Below are 17,240 nucleotides of genomic sequence, written 5' to 3'. Positions count from 1 at the left end.
TTTCAATGCACTCGCATTTTAACCCGAGGGGCAGGGCTCGGTCGATCCGGACATCGCGTGCGATATATGCTCACTCGTGATCAACGTGCTATGACCGGGAGGCTGCCCCGATGACCGTCGCCGTCCACGTCGGCCCCGAGCCCGTGCCCGCGCTCATCGACGCCGTCCGCCGCGCCGGCGCCCGCGTCGTGCCCCTGGCCGAGGCCGAGGCGATCGTCTACTACGGCAACGACGACCCCGGCGAGGTGCGCTCCATGCTGCACGAGGGCATCCGCTGGGTGCAGCTCCCGCACGCGGGCGTCGAGCGGTGGGCCGACGCCGGCGTCATCACCGACCACCCCGTCTTCACCGCCGCCACCGGCTCGTACGGGCGGCCCGTGGCCGAGCACGCGCTGGCCCTGATGCTGGCCGCCGCGCGCGGGCTGTACCGGCTGGCCAGGGCCACGACATGGTCGCCGAACACGTCGAGGGAGCTGGCCGGGTCCACGGTCGCGATCGTCGGCGCCGGCGGCATCGGGCGGGCGCTGATCGGGATGCTGGAGCCGTTCGCATGCCGGGTGGTGGCGGTCAGCGACAGCGGCGAGGTGCCGGGGGCCGCCGAGGTGCTGCCTCGCGCCCGCTACCGCGAGGCGCTGCCCGGGGCCGGCTACGTGGTCGTCGCCGCGCCCGCCACGCCGGGCACCCGGGGCATGTTCGGTACGTACGAGTTCGAGCTCATGCGGCAGGACGCGTGGCTGGTGAACGTGGCCAGAGGCGGCCTCGTCGTCACCGACGAGCTGGTCGAGGCGCTGCGCGCGGGCCGCATCGGCGGGGCGGCGCTCGACGTCACCGACCCCGAGCCGCTGCCCGACGGCCATCCGCTCTGGTCGCTGGAGAACGTCCTGATCACGCCGCACTCCGCGAACCCGCGGCCCGCCTACTGGCGCGGCCTGGCCGAGCGCGTCACCGCGAACGTGCGCCGCTTCCGCGACGGCGAGCCCCTGGAAGGGGTCGTCTCCCCGGCACGCGGTTTCTAGCTCCTAGGGGAGGTTGAGCCGGGCGCCCGTGCTCAGGCCCGAGTCGTGCACCTCGAGGCCGACCGGCTCCAGCTCCTTCGGCAGCTCGAACACCAGCGCGCCGGTGAACGAGGCGCCCGCCTCGATGCGGATCGGCGTGATCTCCTTGCCGCCCTTGTCGAGCAGCTTGGTGCCGCCGTGCAGCTCGTCGTCCTCGTCGATGAGCTTCTGCTGGCCGGGGTAGAGCACCCTGGCCTCCTCGCCGACGTTCCTGACCTGCACGCCGATCTGGCAGGTGCGCTCGGCCGCGGCCTTGGCGGGCTTGGGGCACTTGGCGTCGGTCACGGCGAAGCGCAGCTTGCCGTCCTGCACCGGCCCGTCCGCGCCGACGGCGGGCGAGCGGAACACCCAGGCCAGCACCGCCAGCAGCACCACCATGAGCACCACGGCGATCACCAGCGCGGTCAGGCAGCCGGCGAACACGCCCCGCTTCGGCCTGGCGGGCCGGTAACCGGGCAGCCGCCCCTGACCGGTGGCCGAAGGGTCGGGCAGCGGCCCCTGGCCGGTGGCCGAGTGGTGCAGCGGGGCCTGGCCGGTCGGGTGCGGCGGCGGCATCTGGCCGGTCTGGGGCGGTAACGGCCCCCGGCCCGCGCCCCGCGGCCCGCGCGAGGAGCCGGGCGTCGGCCCGGTCCGCTCGGCCGGCGACGGGCCACGGCCGGGCATGGGCGTCGGCCCCGTCCGCTCGGCGGGCGGCGGCTGCTGCGCCACGTGCTGCGCACCCGGCACGGGCTGCGGCCCCCTGGCCGCCCCCGGCGTGGGCCCGGTGCGCTCGGCTGGGGAGGGAGCGTGGCTCAAGCCAGGACCGGCTCCCGTGCGCTCGGCAGGAGAGGGCACGTGGCCCATCCCCGGGCCGGGCCCGGTGCGTTCGGCGGGGGACGGCGCGTGGCTCATCCCGGGGCCGGGCCCGGTGCGTTCGGCGGGGGACGGCGCGTGGCTCATTCCGGGCGTGGGGCCGGTGCGCTCGGCGGGCGGCGGCTGGGGCGCCCGGTGCTGCTCCGGGTGGTGGGGCGGCCTGGGGGCGTGGCCCGTGCGGTCGGGCGGCGGCATCAGCGGGCCGAACTCCGACGGGTTCCACGCGTTGGTCAGGTGCTTGGTGGCGGCGAGCTGCGCGGCCGGCTCGTCGGAGGCCTCCACCAGCTCCAGCAGCAGCTGCCGGGCCGCGGGCCGGCGCGCCGGGTCGGGGTGGATGGCCGCCGCGACCAGCCGGTCCAGCGGCGCGGGCAGCCCCCGCAGGTCCGGCGGCGCCTGGCGAGCCCTGGCCGCCATCACGTACGCGTCGCCCTCGCCGAACGGATGCCCGCCCAGCCCCGCGTACGCGATCAGCGACCCCCACGCGAACACGTCGCCCGCCGGGCTCGACACCCCCTCGAAGACCTGCTCGGGAGCGATCCATCCCGGCGTGCCCATCACCATGCCGGCGTTGGTGTGCCGGGAGTGCACGTGCGTCGAGCGCGCCAGGCCGAAGTCGATCACCCGCGGCCCGGCCAGCGTCAGCATCACGTTGGCCGGCTTGAGGTCGCGGTGCACCAGCCCGGCGGCGTGGATGGCGGTCAGCGCGGCGGCCACGCCCACGGCGGCGGCGTGCAGCACCGACGGCGACAGCGCGCCGTGCTCGATGAGGTGGTCCTCCAGCGAGATGCCGTCGATGTACTCGGTGACGAGGTAGAGCACGCCCCGGTCCTCGCCGTGGTCGAGCACCCGCGCCGTGCAGAACGAGGCCACCTTGCGCGCGTTGGACACCTCTTCGTGGAAGCGTGCCCGGTAGACGGGGTCGGCGGTGTAGTCGCGCCGGATGGCCTTGAGCGCCACCCGCGAGCCGTCGGCCGCCTTGGCGAGGTAGACCACGCCCATGCCGCCCGAGCCGAGACGGCTGATCAGCTCGTAGGGGCCGATCGCCGGCGGATCTTCCGGCTCAAGAGGAGTGCCTGCGGAGCGCCCCAACGTCGCCGTCCTCTCGCCGTCGTCATCCCGTCTCAACCCGAACCGTTCCTCCCGCCGGTTCGTTCCGCTGGCAACCTTCTGGCAACCCGAACCGTTCCGCCGCCCGGCATCCCGTTTGTACCCCAGACTCTAACGGAGGAAGGGCCTGTCCGTAGGACACTAGCTCCCAGGAGGGTCGCGCCGGAGTGGCCGCATGGCCACCCGCAGCCGCGCGAGATCGATCGCGTGGGGGAGCGGCCGGTGCTGTGAGATCAGCCGCCCGACCGGCTTGGGGCGGGCCGCGCTCAGGACGGCCCCGAGGAAGGCCGTGCCGACGGCGAGCGTCAGGTGCATGCCGCCGCAGCCGGGCCGCGCCCACCACTCGTGCGCGGCCGTGCCGTCCAGCCAGATCTCGGGCGCGAACGTGTTCGCGTACGGCAGTCGCCGGCTGCGCTGGTGTGCCGCGATGGGCACGAGCACGGTGGTGCCGGCGGGCAGGACGCTGCCGTACCATTCGGTCTCGGCGGTCGTGACCCGCGCCAGGGCGGGCACCGGCGGCCACAGGCGCAGCCCTTCGCGCAGGCACGCCCGCAGGTGCTCCGGGTCCTTGCGGGCCGCCTTGCGGTGGGCCGGGTGGGCGGCGAGCAGCGCCAGCGTCTGTGTCAGGCCCGCCGCGGTGGAGCCCAGCCCCATCAGCCAGAACGCGGCGTGCATCAGCGCGCGCGACTCGTTCTCCGGCGTCTCGGCGATCAGCCCCGCCAGGCTGCCGGGCTCGGCGCGGCGCAGGTGGTCGATGATGCGGGCGTCGTAGCGCCCGGACAGGAGCTCCTGGCGCCGCCTGGCCCGCCACCGGCCGGCCCGCGTGACGCCTTCCAGCAGCCGGGTGAGCTCCTCGTCGGCGGCCGCGCCGTCGCCGTACACGCAGCGCCTGGCCACGCGCTGCCAGCAGGCGTTGAGCCGCGCGTGGTCCACCACCCCCTCGGTGAGCCCGGCGGCCTCCTGCCGGGCGATCTCGATGAAGCGCGGGCGCAGCACGTCCGTGGGCAGGCCGAACGGGCGCTCGTCGAGGGCGGGGGCGTAGGCGTCGTCGTCCTCGGCCAGCACGCGCAGGGCGTCGCGCTTGGACATGACCAGCAGGGCCCGGCCGCGCAGGCCGCGGACTAGCACGGGCCGGCCGCCGTACCGGGACTCCAGGGTGGCCAGCAGCGCGCGGGCCCGCAGCGGGTCGCGGCCCCGCGTCAGGTGCGGCGTGCCCGGCGGGACGAGGGTGGCCGCCAGGCGCAGGCTCTCCAGCAGGGTGGCCCTGGGCAGTCCCCTAGGCACGTGTGACCTTCCGCGCTCTCATGCGTCGATGTGATCGCTCGGGGCGCGCGTTCGCAATGAGGAGTTTCGGTCAGTGGAACACTTCCGGTCTCAAGATTCGCGAGTGTTCCGGTGACCGGAACGCGTCACGCGGGCAGGAGCGCGGCGGAGATGGCCTGGGCGGCGCCCCGCACGGAGATGCCCAGCTTGGCCAGCGGCGCCAGGTGAGCGGGCGCGGCCACGCCGACCGACATGCAGACCCGCCCGCCGGGCCCGAACACCGGTGCCGCCACACAGGCCACACCCTCGGTGAACTCCTCCTGCGAGTAGGCGATGCCGTGCCGGCGGACCTGCGCCAGCTCCCGTTCGAGCCCGGCCAGGTTGGTGATCGTGCGGCGCGTCAGCCGCTCGAACGCGCCACGCGCCATCAGCTCCTGGCGCAGCCTCGGGTCGAAGGCCAGCAGCGCCTTGCCGGTCGCCGTGCAGTGCAGCGGCGCGCGGTCGAGGCCGTCGGAGCGCGAGCCGACGCGGTTGTGGCCGTACAGGCGCTCGACGTAGCGGGCCTCCAGGCCGGACGGCACGGCCAGGTTCACCGTGTGCCTGGTGGTCTCGAACAGGTACAGCAGATAGGGCAGCACCACCCGGCGCGTGCCGGGCACGCGCGCGCGGGTGATGCCCGCCATCGACTCCAGCAGCTCGCCGGGCAGGTACGCGTTGCCCACCCGGCGGGCCAGCTCACGCGAGCAGAGCACGCCCAGGATCCGGTGCGCGGTCGACTTGGGCAGGCCCGTGCTGCGGCAGAGCTGCGACAGCGTGACGGGACGGGAGGCGGCGCCGAGCGCGAGCAGGATGTCGATCCCGCGCTCGAGGCTGCCGGGCTGGGACGCGGGGCGCTCGTCCGTCATCGTCTGCGCTTGGCTGACCGTTTCCGTCGGCATGGACCTCCCTTTCGCTCTCCGGATAGCGGAAGGGGCTTCCCGGGGCTCGGCTTTACAGTTCCTGGCGTACCCGGTCGCCGCGCGCTGATACCCCGCCGATCAGCGCAGCCGGATGATCTCGGCGTACACCGAAACAGCAACCTCACCAGGCGTTCTGGCCCCAATGTCCAGGCCTGCGGGCACGTGGACGCGTTCGCCTCCCTCCACCCGCGCCAGCACCGCCGCGCCCCGTCTGCGGCTGGCGATCAGCCCCACGTACGGCACGCCCGCCGCCAGCGCCTCGCGCAGCACCGGCTCCTCTCCCACGCCGTGCGAGGCCACCAGCACGGCGGCGGTGCCGGTCGCGACGGGGCCCGTCCCCGGCTCGACCGTGTACCCCATCGCCCGGCCCACCTCGGCGAAGGCCCGCGCGATCGGGCTGTCGCCGTGCACGCGCACCAGCCTGGGCGGCGAGACGGACTCCAGGAAGATCTCCAGCGTGCCGCCCGACAGGCACGGCTGGCCCACGGCCACCAGGCCTTCCTCCTCGCGCTGCGCGTCCTCCTCGGGGGTGATCCGCAGCAGCGTGGCCGCGCCGGTGCCCATCAGGCGCAGGCCCTGCGCGCGTACGGTGTCGGTCGCGCACACGCCGCCCACGAACCCCTCGATCGTCCCGTCGGCCAGCACCAGCGCGCGGTCGCCCGCCTTGGCGCTGGTCGGCCGCTGCGCGCGCACGACGGTGGCCATCACGTACGGCTCCCGCCCCGACCGCAGCCCCGCCGCCCTCGTGTCGAGGTCGGCGACGGGCCGCGGCCGGGACGTCGGCATGCCCAGGAACTCGGTCACAGGCCCTCCTTCGCCGGGCCTGTGACCGGGGCGCTGCGTCTGATGGCGCGCCTCCTCCGGTCGCTCACGGAATCGCCAGGTCCGTACGGAACGGGTCGCCGTTGACGACGCGCCACACGTTCGCCGGCGTGAGCGGCATGTCGGCGTGCCGCACCCCGTACGGCCCGAGCGCGTCCACCACGGCGTTGACCACGGCGGCGGGCGAGCCGACCGTGGCCGACTCGCCGACGCCCTTGGCGCCGATCGGGTGCGTCGGCGAGGGCGTGACGGTCTCGCCCAGCTCCCACGACGGGCACTCCATCGAGGTCGGCAGCAGGTAGTCCATGAACGAGGCCCCCAGGTGGTTGCCGTCCTCGTCGAACGCCATCACCTGCATGAGCGCCATGCCCACCCCGTCGGCCAGGCCGCCGTGGATCTGCCCCTCGACGATCATCGGGTTGATCCGCACCCCGCAGTCGTCCACCGCCACGAACCTGCGCACCTTCACCTGCCCGGTGCCGGGATCCACGTCCACGACGCAGATGTAGGCGCCGAACGGGTAGGTGAGGTTCGGCGGGTTGTAGACGGTGACCGCGTCCAGGTGGCCCTCGACGCCGTCGGGCAGCTCCAGGTTCGAGTGGGCGGCCAGCGCGATCTCCGCCAGCGACTTGCCGGTGGACGGGTCGCCCACCACCGACCACCTGCCGTCGGCCCACTCCAGATCGTCCGGGGAGGCCTCCAGCATGGCCGCCGCGACGATCTTGGCCCGGTCCCGCACCTTCCTGGCCACGATGGCCGTGGCGGCCCCGGAGACGGGCGTGGAGCGCGAGCCGTACGTGCCGAGGCCGAACGGCGTCTGGTCGGTGTCGCCGTGCACCACCTCCACGTCGTCGGCCGGGATGCCCAGCTCCTGCCCGACGATCTGGGCGAACGTGGTCTCGTGCCCCTGGCCCTGCGACTGGCACGACACCCGCAGCACCGCCTTGCCCGTCGGGTGCACGCGCAGCTCGGCGCCGTCGGCCATGCCGAGGCCGAGGATGTCCATGTGCTTGCGCGGGCCCGCGCCGACCGCCTCGGTGAAGAAGCTGACGCCGATGCCCATCAGCTCGCCCCTGGCCCGCTTGTCGGCCTGCTCGGCGCGGAGCTTGTCGTAGCCGGCCATGTCCATGGCCAGGCGCAGCGCCTTCGGGTAGTCGCCCGAGTCGTACTCCCAGCCGGTGGGGGAGGTGTAGGGGAACTGGTCGGGCTTGAGCAGGTTGCGCATGCGCAGCTCGGCCGGGTCCATGCCGAGCTCGGCGGCCAGCACGTCCACCAAGCGCTCGACCAGGTAGACGGCCTCGGTGACGCGGAAGGAGCAGGCGTAGGCGACGCCGCCCGGGGCCTTGTTCGTGTAGACGCCGGTGACCTCGCAGTGGGCGGTCTCGACGTCGTAGGAGCCGGAGAAGACGTGGAAGAACCCGGCGGGGAACTTGGTCGGCTGCGCGGTGCCGTTGAACGCCCCGTGGTCGGCCAGCACCTTGACCCGGATGCCCTGGATCTTGCCGTCGCGCGTCGCGGCGATCTCGCCGCGCATGTGGTAGTCGCGGGCGAAGGCCGTGCTCATGAGGTTCTCGGAGCGGTCCTCCATCCACTTGACCGGCTTGCCGGTGACGATCGAGCCGACGATCGCGCACACGTACCCCGGATAGATGCCGACCTTGCCGCCGAATCCGCCGCCGATGTCCGGCGAGATCACCCGGATCTTGTGCTCGGGCAGCCCGGCCACCATCGCGTACAGCGTGCGGTGGGCGTGCGGCGCCTGCGTCGGGCACCAGACGGTCAGCTTGCCCGTGACCTTGTCGAAGTCCGCGAGAGCGCCGCACGTCTCCAGCGGGGCGGGGTGCACGCGGGGATAGATCATGTCCTGCGCGACCGTCACCTCGGCCTGCTCGAACACGGCGTCGGTGCGTGCCCTGTCGCCGGCCTCCCAGTCGAAGATGTGGTTGCCGGTACGCCCTTCGAGGTCGTCGCGGATGACCGGGGCGCCGGGGTCGAGGGCCTTCCTGGCGTCGATGACCGCGTCGAGGGGGTCGTACTCGACGTCGATCAGCTCCAGCGCGTCGCGTGCCGAGTACGCGTCCTCGGCCACCACGAACGCGACCTCCTGGCCCTGGAAGCGCACCTTGTCCGTGGCCAGCACCGCCTGGATGTCGTTCGACAGGGTGGGCATCCAGGCCAGGTTCAGCCCCGCGAGGGTCTGGCCGGTGATGACCGCCTTGACCTTCGGATGCGCCTCGGCCGCGCTGGTGTCGATGGAGACGATGCGCGCGTGGGCGTGGGGGCTGCGCAGGACGGCGCCGTACAGCATGCCGGGCAGGCGTACGTCGTCGGTGTAGTTGCCGCGCCCGCGGATGAAACGGGCGTCCTCTTTGCGGTGCATGCGTCCATACGTCATTTGGCTTCAGCCGCCCATCGGATCGAACGGACGATGTTCTCGTAACCGGTGCACCGGCACAGTTGCCCCGAGATGGCCTCGCGGATCTGTGACTCGTCGGGGTCGGGGTGGCGGTCGAGCAGCGCCCGCGCGGTCAGCAGCATGCCCGGCGTGCAGAACCCGCACTGCAGCCCGTGACACTCCACGAACCCCTTCTGCACCGCGTCCAGCTCGCCGTCGCGCTCCAGCCCCTCCACCGTGGTGACCTCGTGCCCGTCGGCCATGACGGCCAGCACCGTGCACGACTTGACCGGCACGCCGTCGAGCTGCACCGTGCACACCCCGCAGTTGGAGGTGTCGCAGCCCCAGTGGGTGCCGGTCAGGTCCAGCTCGTCGCGCAGGAAGTGCACGAGCAGCAGCCGCGGCTCGACGTCCCTGGTGTACGACTGCCCGTTCACGGAGACCGTGATCCGCATGCTCAGATCCTCCCTGCGGCCTTGGCCAGGGCGCGCCTGGTCAGCTCGGCGGCCAGATGGCGCTTGTAGTCGGCGGGTCCGCGCTGGTCGGCGTGCGGCTCGCAGTGCTCGGCGGCGATCAGGCCCGCCTGGGTGAACGCCTCCTGATCCGGCGCCCGGCCGTCGAGGTAGGCCTCGGCCTCGGGGGCGCAGAAGTGGCCGGCGCCGACCGCCGTCAGCCCGATGCCCGCCTGCGCGATCACGCCGCCCTCGATCCGCAGCACCGCTCCGGCCGCCGCCACGGGCCAGTCGCCGACGCGCCGCTCGACCTTCTCGTACGCGCTGCCCGTGCCGGGCGCGACGGGCACGCGGAGCTGGATCAGCAGCTCGTTCGGCTCGACCGCGGTCTCGTAAGGCCCCTGGTGGAATTCCCTGACAGGCACGGTACGCATTCCGCCCGGCCCCTGGATGACCGCGGTCGCCCGCAATGCCGCGAACACGGCAGACAAATCTTCCGAAGGATCTCCTTGGCAGAGAGAACCGCCAACGGTCCCCCGATTTCGTACTATTGGGTCAGCGATAACACGCTCCGCATCCCGAAATATCGGGAAAAGGTCGGTGGCGGTGGCGCTCTCCAGCAACTCCGTGTGCCGCACCATCGCCCCGATGGCCAGCTCGTCGCCCTCCACGGCGATGCCGCCCAGCTCGTCGGCCAGGCCGTTGATGTCGATCAGTGCCTCCGGCTGGGCCAGGCGGAGCTTCATCATCGGGATGAGACTGTGCCCACCTGCGACGACCCTCGCCTCGGGGCCGTAGCGCTCCAAGAGCTCCAGCGCGTGCGGGACGCTGTCCGCTCTCTCATATTCGAACGTCGCGGGAACCTGCATGAGAGCACATTGCTGTTCCCGATTTGTCGCGACAATCCGCAAATAAGGCTTTCCTTAATGCGGGCCGGAGAACTAAGAAGGGAAACGTGACTCTCAGCCAGCTCGGCGCGTTCGTCTTCGTCGCCCGCCTCGGCTCGGTCAAGGCCGCCGCGCGGGCGCTCGGCGTCAGCGAGCCCGCCGTGTCCCAGTCGCTGGCCCAGCTCCGCCGGCACCTCGGCGACCCGCTGGTGACCCGCTCCGGCGACCGCATGGTGCTCACCGAGGGCGGCCGCCGGCTGCTCGGCATCGCCGCCCAGATCGTCGCGCTCGGCGCCGAGGCCGTCGCCGCCGTCCAGCCCGGCCATCCCGCCCGCCTGCACGTGGTCATGGACGCGGGCCTGGCCGAGTACGTCGCGGGCCCGCTGCTGTGCCTGTTCAGCCAGCGCAAGTCGGTGGAGGCCACCACCGGCGTGTCCGCGACCGCCGAGATCCCGCTGCTGCTGGCCAGCCGCCTGGCCGACGTCGCGCTCGGCGCCCAGGCCGCGGGCGAGGGGCTGACGAGCCGCCCGGTGCTGCGCTGCCGCCTCATCGTGGTCGGCTCGCCCCGGGGCCGCCGCGACCACTGGCTGGTCGGCCCGTCCGGCACCGACCCGGCCAGCGACACCAGCCGCTTGCTGCGCCTCCTGCGCGTCCAGGAGCCTCAGGTGCGCGTCTTCGCCAACCAGACGGCCGCCTGGAAGGCGGCGGCCGAAGGCGCGGGCGTCGCGCCCGCCACCGCGCACCTGGTGTCGTCGCAGTTACGCCGGGGCGAGCTCGTCCCCATCGAGACGCCCGCCACCCCGCTGCCCGCCTACTGGTACGCCACCGCCCTGGACCCCGCCACCCGCTCGGTCGCCGCGGGCACCTTCCTGGACTTCCTGACGACTCCGGCGGCCACGCAGATCATGCGCACCCCGGACGAGGGCATCCCGCGCAGCCGCTTCCGGCCCCCTGTGCACGTGTCGATCTGGAGCTGATCAGGTGCGGTGGAGCCGCCTGCCGAACAGGTGGCCGTTGCTCACCTCCTGGCCCTCCATGAGGTGCACGTTCAGGCGGGTGTTGGTCGCCAGCGGCGCGAGATCCAGGCCGGGAGGGCAGTCGGACAGCCAGAGCGTCCGCAGCCCCGGCAGCCCCGCCAGGGGTGAGAGATCCCGCACCGAGGTCCTCGCGAGCTGCAACGATCGGAGCGTGCGGCATCCCGCGATCGGGGAGAGATCGTCGAACCCCGGGACCTGCCAGAGGGCGAGCGTCTCCAGCGGGAGCCGGGAGAGCGAGTCCAGGCCGGCGAAGTCCTCGCGGTCGCCGAGCACCAGGTCCCGCACGCGGGGGGCACGCTCCACGAGCTCGCGCGCGCAGGCCAGCAGGGGGGTGCCGGAGAGCGTCAGCGCCTGCATGCGGTCAAGCGGGGGCAGGGCTTCCCACGCGGTCAGGGAGGCGGCGCCCGTGATGTGCAGGGCCCGCAGCCTGTCGAGGCGGCCGAGGACGGCGCAGTCCGCGAGCCGGGGCACGTCGGCGAGCTGCAGGAGGGAGAGGTTCCGGAGACCGGTCAGGAAGCCGGCTGTCTCGACGCCGACCACGGTGAGAGCCGTGAGCGCGCCGAGCCGGCCGAGCGTGTGCAACTGCGCCTCGTCGAGAACGTGGCTCAGGTGGAGCTCGGTCAGCGTTTCGCGATGGGCGAGCAGCGGGCTGAGATCTTTCACCGCCTTCATGGTGAGCAGGATGTCCTTCTGCGGCGGAAGCTCGCGCACGGCCTCCAGCTGCCCGGCGGTGGTCACGTTGAGCCGTGGCGGGGTCGTCATGGCGGAGAGCACCTGCCGGGCGTAGGCGTGCGGCTCGAAGTACCGCCAGCTCCTGACCAGCTCGTGATGTACCCGCTCGTCGGCGGCGTAGCGGGCCAGCAGGGCGAGAGCCGCCGGGCCGTTGATCAGCTGAGCGGTTCTGGCGCAGGCCAGAGCGCCGGCGGGGGAGAGGCCGCCGAGGTCCGCCGGTAACCGGTCGAGGACCACCTGCCCGGCCGGCGCCAGCGAGCGCGCCGCGGTCGTGTCCCGCGGCGGGACCAGGTCGTCCAGGCACCGGTCCACCGCTTCCCGCAGCCGCTCCGGCACCGACGGCAGGGTCTCCAGGCACGCGCACACCAGGACCTTCAGCCGCCGCGCGCGCCGCGGCTCGGCGGCGACGCGGGACAGCAGCCCGCCGAGCAGCTCCTCGCGCAGCGGCCCGTTCGCGTGCCCGGCCGTCATCACCACGACCTCGCGCCACTGGTCGCGATGCGCGTTCGAGACGAGGGGCTCGACGTCGCCCACCTCCGCGGCGGCCCGCGCGGTCAGGTACTCCTGCATGGTGCGGTGCACGAAGTCGATCCGCCCCTCCGCCGCCTCGCGGATCACGCCGCTGCGCTCCAGCAGGTAGCCGAGCACCTGCGCGCCCGTGGCCGTCACGCGGGGCATGGTGGCGACGACCCTGCTCGCCCAGGCCAGCGCGGCGGGCTTGGCCAGCTCCACCCGGTTGGTCACCGACAGCTGCCAGGCCAGCTCCTGCAGCACCTGGACCTTCTGCGGCCGGTTCAGATGGACCTCGCCGTAGCTGGGGATGACCCGCTCGGCGTCCCTGCGTTCCAGCAGCATCTCCAGCGCCGCCGCGTACAGGCCCATGCGGTCGGGCGGGAGCTGGGAGGCCCGGTCGAGGTTGAGCGCGCACAACATGGAGGCCAGCAGCGGTGTGGCCGCCAGCGCGCGCAGATGCGGCGCGCTCTCCAGGTGCGACAGCAGCCGCGCCTGCACCACGGGCAGCTGCTCGGGCGGGCAGGGCAGATCCGCGCTGCTCCTGATGGCCTCGTGCCAGTGCTCGACCAGCGCCCGCGTGTCCGCGGGCGTCATCCGCTCCAGGAACGCCGGGGCGAACCCCTCCTCCTCCAGCCACGACGACGAGGCGGCCGACGGGCGGCTGGTGACCAGGACCTTGATCTCGGGGAACTCGGCGAGCAGCCCGCGCAACCACGGCCTGATCGCCCTGCGCTGCCCGCCGGTCAGCTCGTCCACGCCGTCGATCAGCAGCAGCGCCCGCCCGGACGCGAGCCGCCGGTGCACCCATCCCGCCGGCATGAGCCCGGCCAGCGCCCCGGCGGTCAGGTCCAGGAACTGCTCCGGCCTGGGCAGCTCACGGTCGGCGTAGCTGCGCAGCTTCACCAGGAACGGCACGCACCCGTTCCAGCCGGCCAGCTCGCCCTCGAACCCGCCCCGCGCGGCGGTGATCGCCAGCCAGCGCAGCAGCGTGCTCTTGCCGCCCCCGGCCTCGCCCCGCAGCAACATCCGGCGTCCCCGGCCGAGCGCGCTCTCCGCGCGCATGGTCGCGGGCTCCTCGGGGGCGTCGTGCCACGCGGCATGGGCGCCCGCGGACTGGGCGGCGGTGACGGACAGGCTGATGTAGGCCACGCTCAGCGACGTGCGGGGCCGGAAGCGTTCGACTCGCACGCCCAGCAGCTCCAGGTTGTCGAGCGTCCGGGAGACGTGCTCCAGGTAGCGGCGGTCGAAGGCGGCGTCCCTGTCGGTGCCGTCCGGGGCTTCCAGCGTGCGTACGGGCAGCCGCTCCAGCATCGCGGCCAGCTGCTCGCCGAGCCCCGACAGCCGCGAGAGCGTCTCGGCGGCGGCCCGCGGCTGGAACTCGGGCAGGTGGCGGACGACCCTGACCAGGCAGTCACAGCACTCGTCGAGCACCACCTCGTACAGCCGTGCCTGCCCTTCGTCCAGGTCCCTGGGCGCGGGCAGGACCCGGCGCACCTCGCGCGCCAGCCGCACCGGATCGGCGTCGGCGGCCAGCAGCGCGTGGTCGGACAGGTCCGCGCGGGCGAGCGTGCGCTGGACCTCGGCGGGCACGACCTCCCTGTCGTCGTCGCCGAGCCCCGGGAACTCGTGCCCGCACAGCTTCATCACGCGCGTCGTCACCGCGTCCGCGATGTCCTCGAGCTGCCGCTGCGCCTTGCGCCGCACCAACTGGTCGGGGAAACGCGTACGCATCAGCTCGACGAGCGGCAGCCGGCCGCTCTCGCCGGTCGATCGGGCGGTCAGCCAGGCGCGCATGGCACGCTCGCCCACCGCGGTGCCCACCTTCAGGGCGGCAGTCTCCAGAGCCACCTGATCATTATCCGGCGACTCCGCCGGACCCCACTCCTCGAAGGGCGTCCGCACCGGGCGGCGAACTACATCGGCACGCTGATGAGCCGCCGGATCTGCGGCTCGTAACGGTCCGCGACTTCCAGGAACTGGTGGTTGTTGTCACAGACGTTCTTGCCCAGCTCACAGACGTCCAGGATCTGGCTCCCGAGGTCCAGGAGCTCTTCTCTCGACACCATCGACTGGCAGGCCTTCATCCAGTTGAACCCGTCACGGACCATTACGGCGAAGGTGTGTGGCGAGTCCGACCCCTTGCGCCTGGCGATCCCCTCCAGGTCATCGAGGGCCTTCTTAGCCTCGGCGAGCGATGTGCCGTCCTTCGGATACATCGTCGCGTGGCGGAGACGGATGGAGCTACTGGTTGTCAGGACGAGATGGTCGGTTGCGCCGCCTTCACATCCCGTCGCCGAGTGCAGATGGTTTGCCGCTATGGACAACTCCCCGCACTCCAGCTCGAACTGACCGCGTTGCAGCCAGTAGTGGAAGTCTTCGTGCAGCAGGTCGTGAACGGAGTCGTAGATGGAGCGTACGTCGCCGTACGGGATCTTGCTCTTCTTCATCATGTCGTGGTTCAGCAGGCGGACCATGACCATGCGGTACGGGTCGTCATGCCGTGCGATGTGACCGCCGCGTTCGGCGTAGAAGATCAGCAGCGAACGGACGATCTCCTTCAGAAAAGCCGGCTGCTCCTTGAGGATCGAGTCGACGACCGTATCGGCGAAGGTTTTCTGCCTGCACCGCAACGAGCCCTCGGGCGTGCGGTTCAGCAACCGCTGCCGCACCAGGACGTCGATCGCGCGCACCGTCTCAAGATCAGGCGCCCCGCGTGACACGATTTGGATGAGGTCGCCTTCGTCGACGCCGTGCTGCTTGTTGATTGATTCGGACTGGAGGAAGCTCACCGCTGCGTAGATGAGCTTGCGGTCGTCCGAGAGCTGCTCGTACTCGCTGCGGACCTTGTCCTCGAACCGCAGGCGGGTCACCACCTCGATCATGGCGGCGAGCAGACTACGGCCGCTGAGCTGGCGCAGCTTCTCCACGCGCTGCCGCATGAGGCGGTGCTCCTTCAGGATGCCGAGCAGCCCGTTGTCCTTGAGAATCTTCACCAGCTTCTCGAGGTCATCGTCGTTCAGCGGGTCGTCGGCCGCCACCTCACTCGGGCGGAACGTCGCGTCGAGCACGTCCTCGCGCGTTCTGCGCACACTCGCCACCACCAGGGTCTGGCCGCCGGCGTTCAATTGCCGCAGCAGCGTGGCAGCGTGGCTGCTGAAGATCGCCACGTCGTCGACGAACATGGCGTCCGGCCTCAGATCGAGGACCTGGTCGACGACGGCCTTGCGTGAGCGCGTGGTCTCGCGGTCGATCCAGCCGACCGTCTTGCCCTTGCGGTGCAGGTAGTAGGCGAAGTGCATGAGCGCGGTCGTTTTTCCCGACCCTGCCCGGCCCTTCACCAGCACGATTGGCCGGCCTTTGTCAGCCCGAGCCACGGCGGCCTGCCTGATGGTGTCGACCACTGACAGCTTCGCCGCCTTGCCGTCGACGATGTCCCCCCATGTCGGATCGTGTCCCTTCAGGAAGTCTTTGCTGCCGGCCGGCCTGCTCTTGATCATGGAGGACAGCAGCGAGACGCCCTTGCCGAGGCGAGTCTCATCGATCAGTGCCATCCGCCGGTCCAGGCCGATGCGAAGCTGCTGGATGCCCGAGTGCAGCCGGGAGAGGGCGAAGTCGGCGGGATCCCGCCTGATGTGCATCAGGTTGTTGCGGCGCAGCCGGGCACGGTCGGCCGGTGTGCCCTCCGCAGTGATGACGAATCGGGCGGGTGAGTTGTCGTGATCCTGGGTCGCGATCAACTCCATCCAGTCCCACAGGGTCTGACTGCTCGCGGAGGCCGCCATCCATACCATGGGGTAGAGCAGTGCGTCGGTCTGGAACTGGCGGAACCACTGGTCCCTGGGGGTGGTGCGGCCAGCGACCGGACCGAAGTCGACGGAAGCGAGATCGTCGCCGGCGATGCCATTCATGGCGATGATCTGAACGTCGATGGCGGGATCTTCCACAGGCCGTTCATGGCAGGCGTTGAAGACTCTGGCGTTGATCTGATCGTCGCTGTCAGCGACGGCCTTGAGAGCATTCGAGCCGGTGAAGTCGTAGATGCGCCACCACGGGCTGCGCAGCAGGTTGCGCGCTGCCGGCAGTTGAGCCGTCTTGGACACCTGCAGCTGTTGCAGAAGACTCTGAAGCTGCGGTTCGGTCAGGGTGGTGACGGCGTTGGGCCAGATGCTGCGCATTGGAGGGGGAGAGGACGGCACGTTGCCGTACGTTCTGATGGTGATCTGCTGGCGCAGTTCGTCGGGGTCGAGAACCTCCTTCACTGCACCGGAAACGAGGACGAGCACCATGCGGCCGGATCCCACCTGATCGTAGAACTCGTTCAGGTGCGCCGCCTCGTCGTAGGGCTCCGCAGCCTCCGATTCGGGGGCGGGCTCCTGCCTTGCCGGGCGCCGGATCAAGGTGATCTTCCTGCCTCCGGCCTCGTCCATCACTACGGGCCGTCCCTCTTGCGCGAGCTCCACCCGAAGCAGCCGGTACGGCCTGTCCACGGCGGTCCAGACGGCGTTCCCTCGTGGCCCGGTCAACAGCAGCGTCGAGCCGTCCAGCGGGAGTCCTGGCGGCAGCGCAGCAGGCTCCGCTGCCGCGATCACTGTCAGGTCATTGTCGGCCTTCCAGGCGGAGTAGTCGCCGCCGACGGCGTGTGAGAGCTGCTCGGCCGCGCAGACCGCGAGCGTGTGGTCCAGTGGTTCGGCGACCATGCGAAACACCGTGTTGACCGCGACCAGGCCCACCTGCAGGTCTCCCATGGCGATCCGGCTGCTGCCCTCGCCGGGCAGCAGCCCCGGCCGCCACGCCTCGGCCGTGTAATCCCCTGCCCAGGCCACGAAATCCCTGAAGACGCGGCTGTGCATGGCCTCGACGATCTCGGTGTACTCGCCGCTCCACAGACCCGCCTCGGTGTCGTGCCAGTCCTTGACCAGGGCCCGCTTGACCAGTTGTCCGGCCGCGTTCGCCCGCAGGTCACCCATTCCGGGTAACGGCAGCACGAGGGGCTGGGTGTCGTGGCTGTAGCACTCCAGCAGGACCTCGTCGAGTGCGTTCTTGCCGAACGCCGCGATCACGTCGAGGCGGTGTCCCCGCTTGTGCAGTGTGCGGACGCTGTCGAGGATCGGCCCGATGTCGCTCACCTGCGGGCCCAGGCAGAGGAGGTTGAGGTGTTCGTTCATC

11 protein-coding genes are annotated in these 17,240 nt (G+C 71.8%); 2 read left to right on the top strand and 9 right to left on the bottom strand.

Annotated elements, in window-relative coordinates; all coding sequences use genetic code 11:
• The first annotated feature begins 110 nt into the window (after positions 1-110).
• Positions 111-1,016, top strand: a complete 906-nt coding sequence (locus HD597_RS30050) for a D-isomer specific 2-hydroxyacid dehydrogenase family protein (protein ID WP_253746291.1) — start codon at positions 111-113, stop codon at positions 1,014-1,016.
• 3 nt (positions 1,017-1,019) lie between these two features.
• Here HD597_RS30050 and HD597_RS30045 read toward each other — a convergent pair whose 3' ends face one another.
• The 7 genes from HD597_RS30045 to HD597_RS30015 all read right to left on the bottom strand — a co-directional run bounded on the left by HD597_RS30045 (position 1,020) and on the right by HD597_RS30015 (position 9,774).
• On the bottom strand, positions 1,020-2,996 hold the full coding sequence (locus HD597_RS30045; protein WP_253746290.1) for a protein kinase domain-containing protein: 1,977 nt from the start codon (positions 2,994-2,996) through the stop codon (positions 1,020-1,022).
• A 159-nt stretch (positions 2,997-3,155) separates the two neighbouring features.
• Positions 3,156-4,298, bottom strand: a complete 1,143-nt coding sequence (locus tag HD597_RS66010; RefSeq protein WP_253746289.1) for a cytochrome P450 — start codon at positions 4,296-4,298, stop codon at positions 3,156-3,158.
• Between the two features lie 125 nt (positions 4,299-4,423).
• Entirely contained in the window at positions 4,424-5,215 is a 792-nt protein-coding gene (locus HD597_RS30035) for an IclR family transcriptional regulator (RefSeq protein ID WP_253746288.1), read from the bottom strand.
• Between the two features lie 99 nt (positions 5,216-5,314).
• Positions 5,315-6,040 carry an XdhC family protein gene (locus HD597_RS30030; protein WP_253746287.1) on the bottom strand — a complete coding sequence of 242 codons (726 nt, stop codon included), beginning with the start codon at positions 6,038-6,040 and terminating at the stop codon, positions 5,315-5,317.
• Between the two features lie 64 nt (positions 6,041-6,104).
• A complete protein-coding gene (locus HD597_RS30025; protein WP_253746286.1) occupies positions 6,105-8,438 on the bottom strand; it encodes an aerobic carbon-monoxide dehydrogenase large subunit in 2,334 nt (777 codons plus the stop codon).
• 11 nt (positions 8,439-8,449) lie between these two features.
• Positions 8,450-8,908, bottom strand: a complete 459-nt coding sequence (locus tag HD597_RS30020) for a (2Fe-2S)-binding protein (RefSeq protein ID WP_253746285.1) — start codon at positions 8,906-8,908, stop codon at positions 8,450-8,452.
• Between the two features lie 2 nt (positions 8,909-8,910).
• Positions 8,911-9,774 (bottom strand): FAD binding domain-containing protein, encoded by an 864-nt coding sequence (locus HD597_RS30015; protein WP_253746284.1) that lies wholly within the window; start codon positions 9,772-9,774, stop codon positions 8,911-8,913.
• A gap of 86 nt (positions 9,775-9,860) precedes the next feature.
• On the opposite strand from HD597_RS30015, the gene HD597_RS30010 reads away from it, so the two are divergent.
• A complete protein-coding gene (locus tag HD597_RS30010) occupies positions 9,861-10,769 on the top strand; it encodes a LysR family transcriptional regulator (protein WP_253746283.1) in 909 nt (302 codons plus the stop codon).
• Here the strand turns inward: HD597_RS30010 and HD597_RS30005 are convergent, their stop codons facing one another.
• Together HD597_RS30005 and HD597_RS30000 are read right to left on the bottom strand one after the other, a co-directional pair.
• Positions 10,770-13,922 carry an NACHT domain-containing protein gene (locus HD597_RS30005; protein ID WP_253746282.1) on the bottom strand — a complete coding sequence of 1,051 codons (3,153 nt, stop codon included), beginning with the start codon at positions 13,920-13,922 and terminating at the stop codon, positions 10,770-10,772.
• A gap of 65 nt (positions 13,923-13,987) precedes the next feature.
• The gene (locus HD597_RS30000) at positions 13,988-17,239 is read right to left on the bottom strand and encodes a P-loop NTPase (protein ID WP_253746281.1); all 3,252 of its coding nucleotides are present in this window, start codon (positions 17,237-17,239) and stop codon (positions 13,988-13,990) included.
• Between the last annotated feature and the right edge of the window lies 1 nt (position 17,240).

Origin of the sequence: Nonomuraea thailandensis, from assembly GCF_024172165.1 — a bacterium.
GTDB classification, from domain to species: domain Bacteria; phylum Actinomycetota; class Actinomycetes; order Streptosporangiales; family Streptosporangiaceae; genus Nonomuraea; species Nonomuraea thailandensis.
Note: the sequence above shows the minus strand (reverse complement) of the source record. Positions and strands in the feature narration are given on the sequence as shown.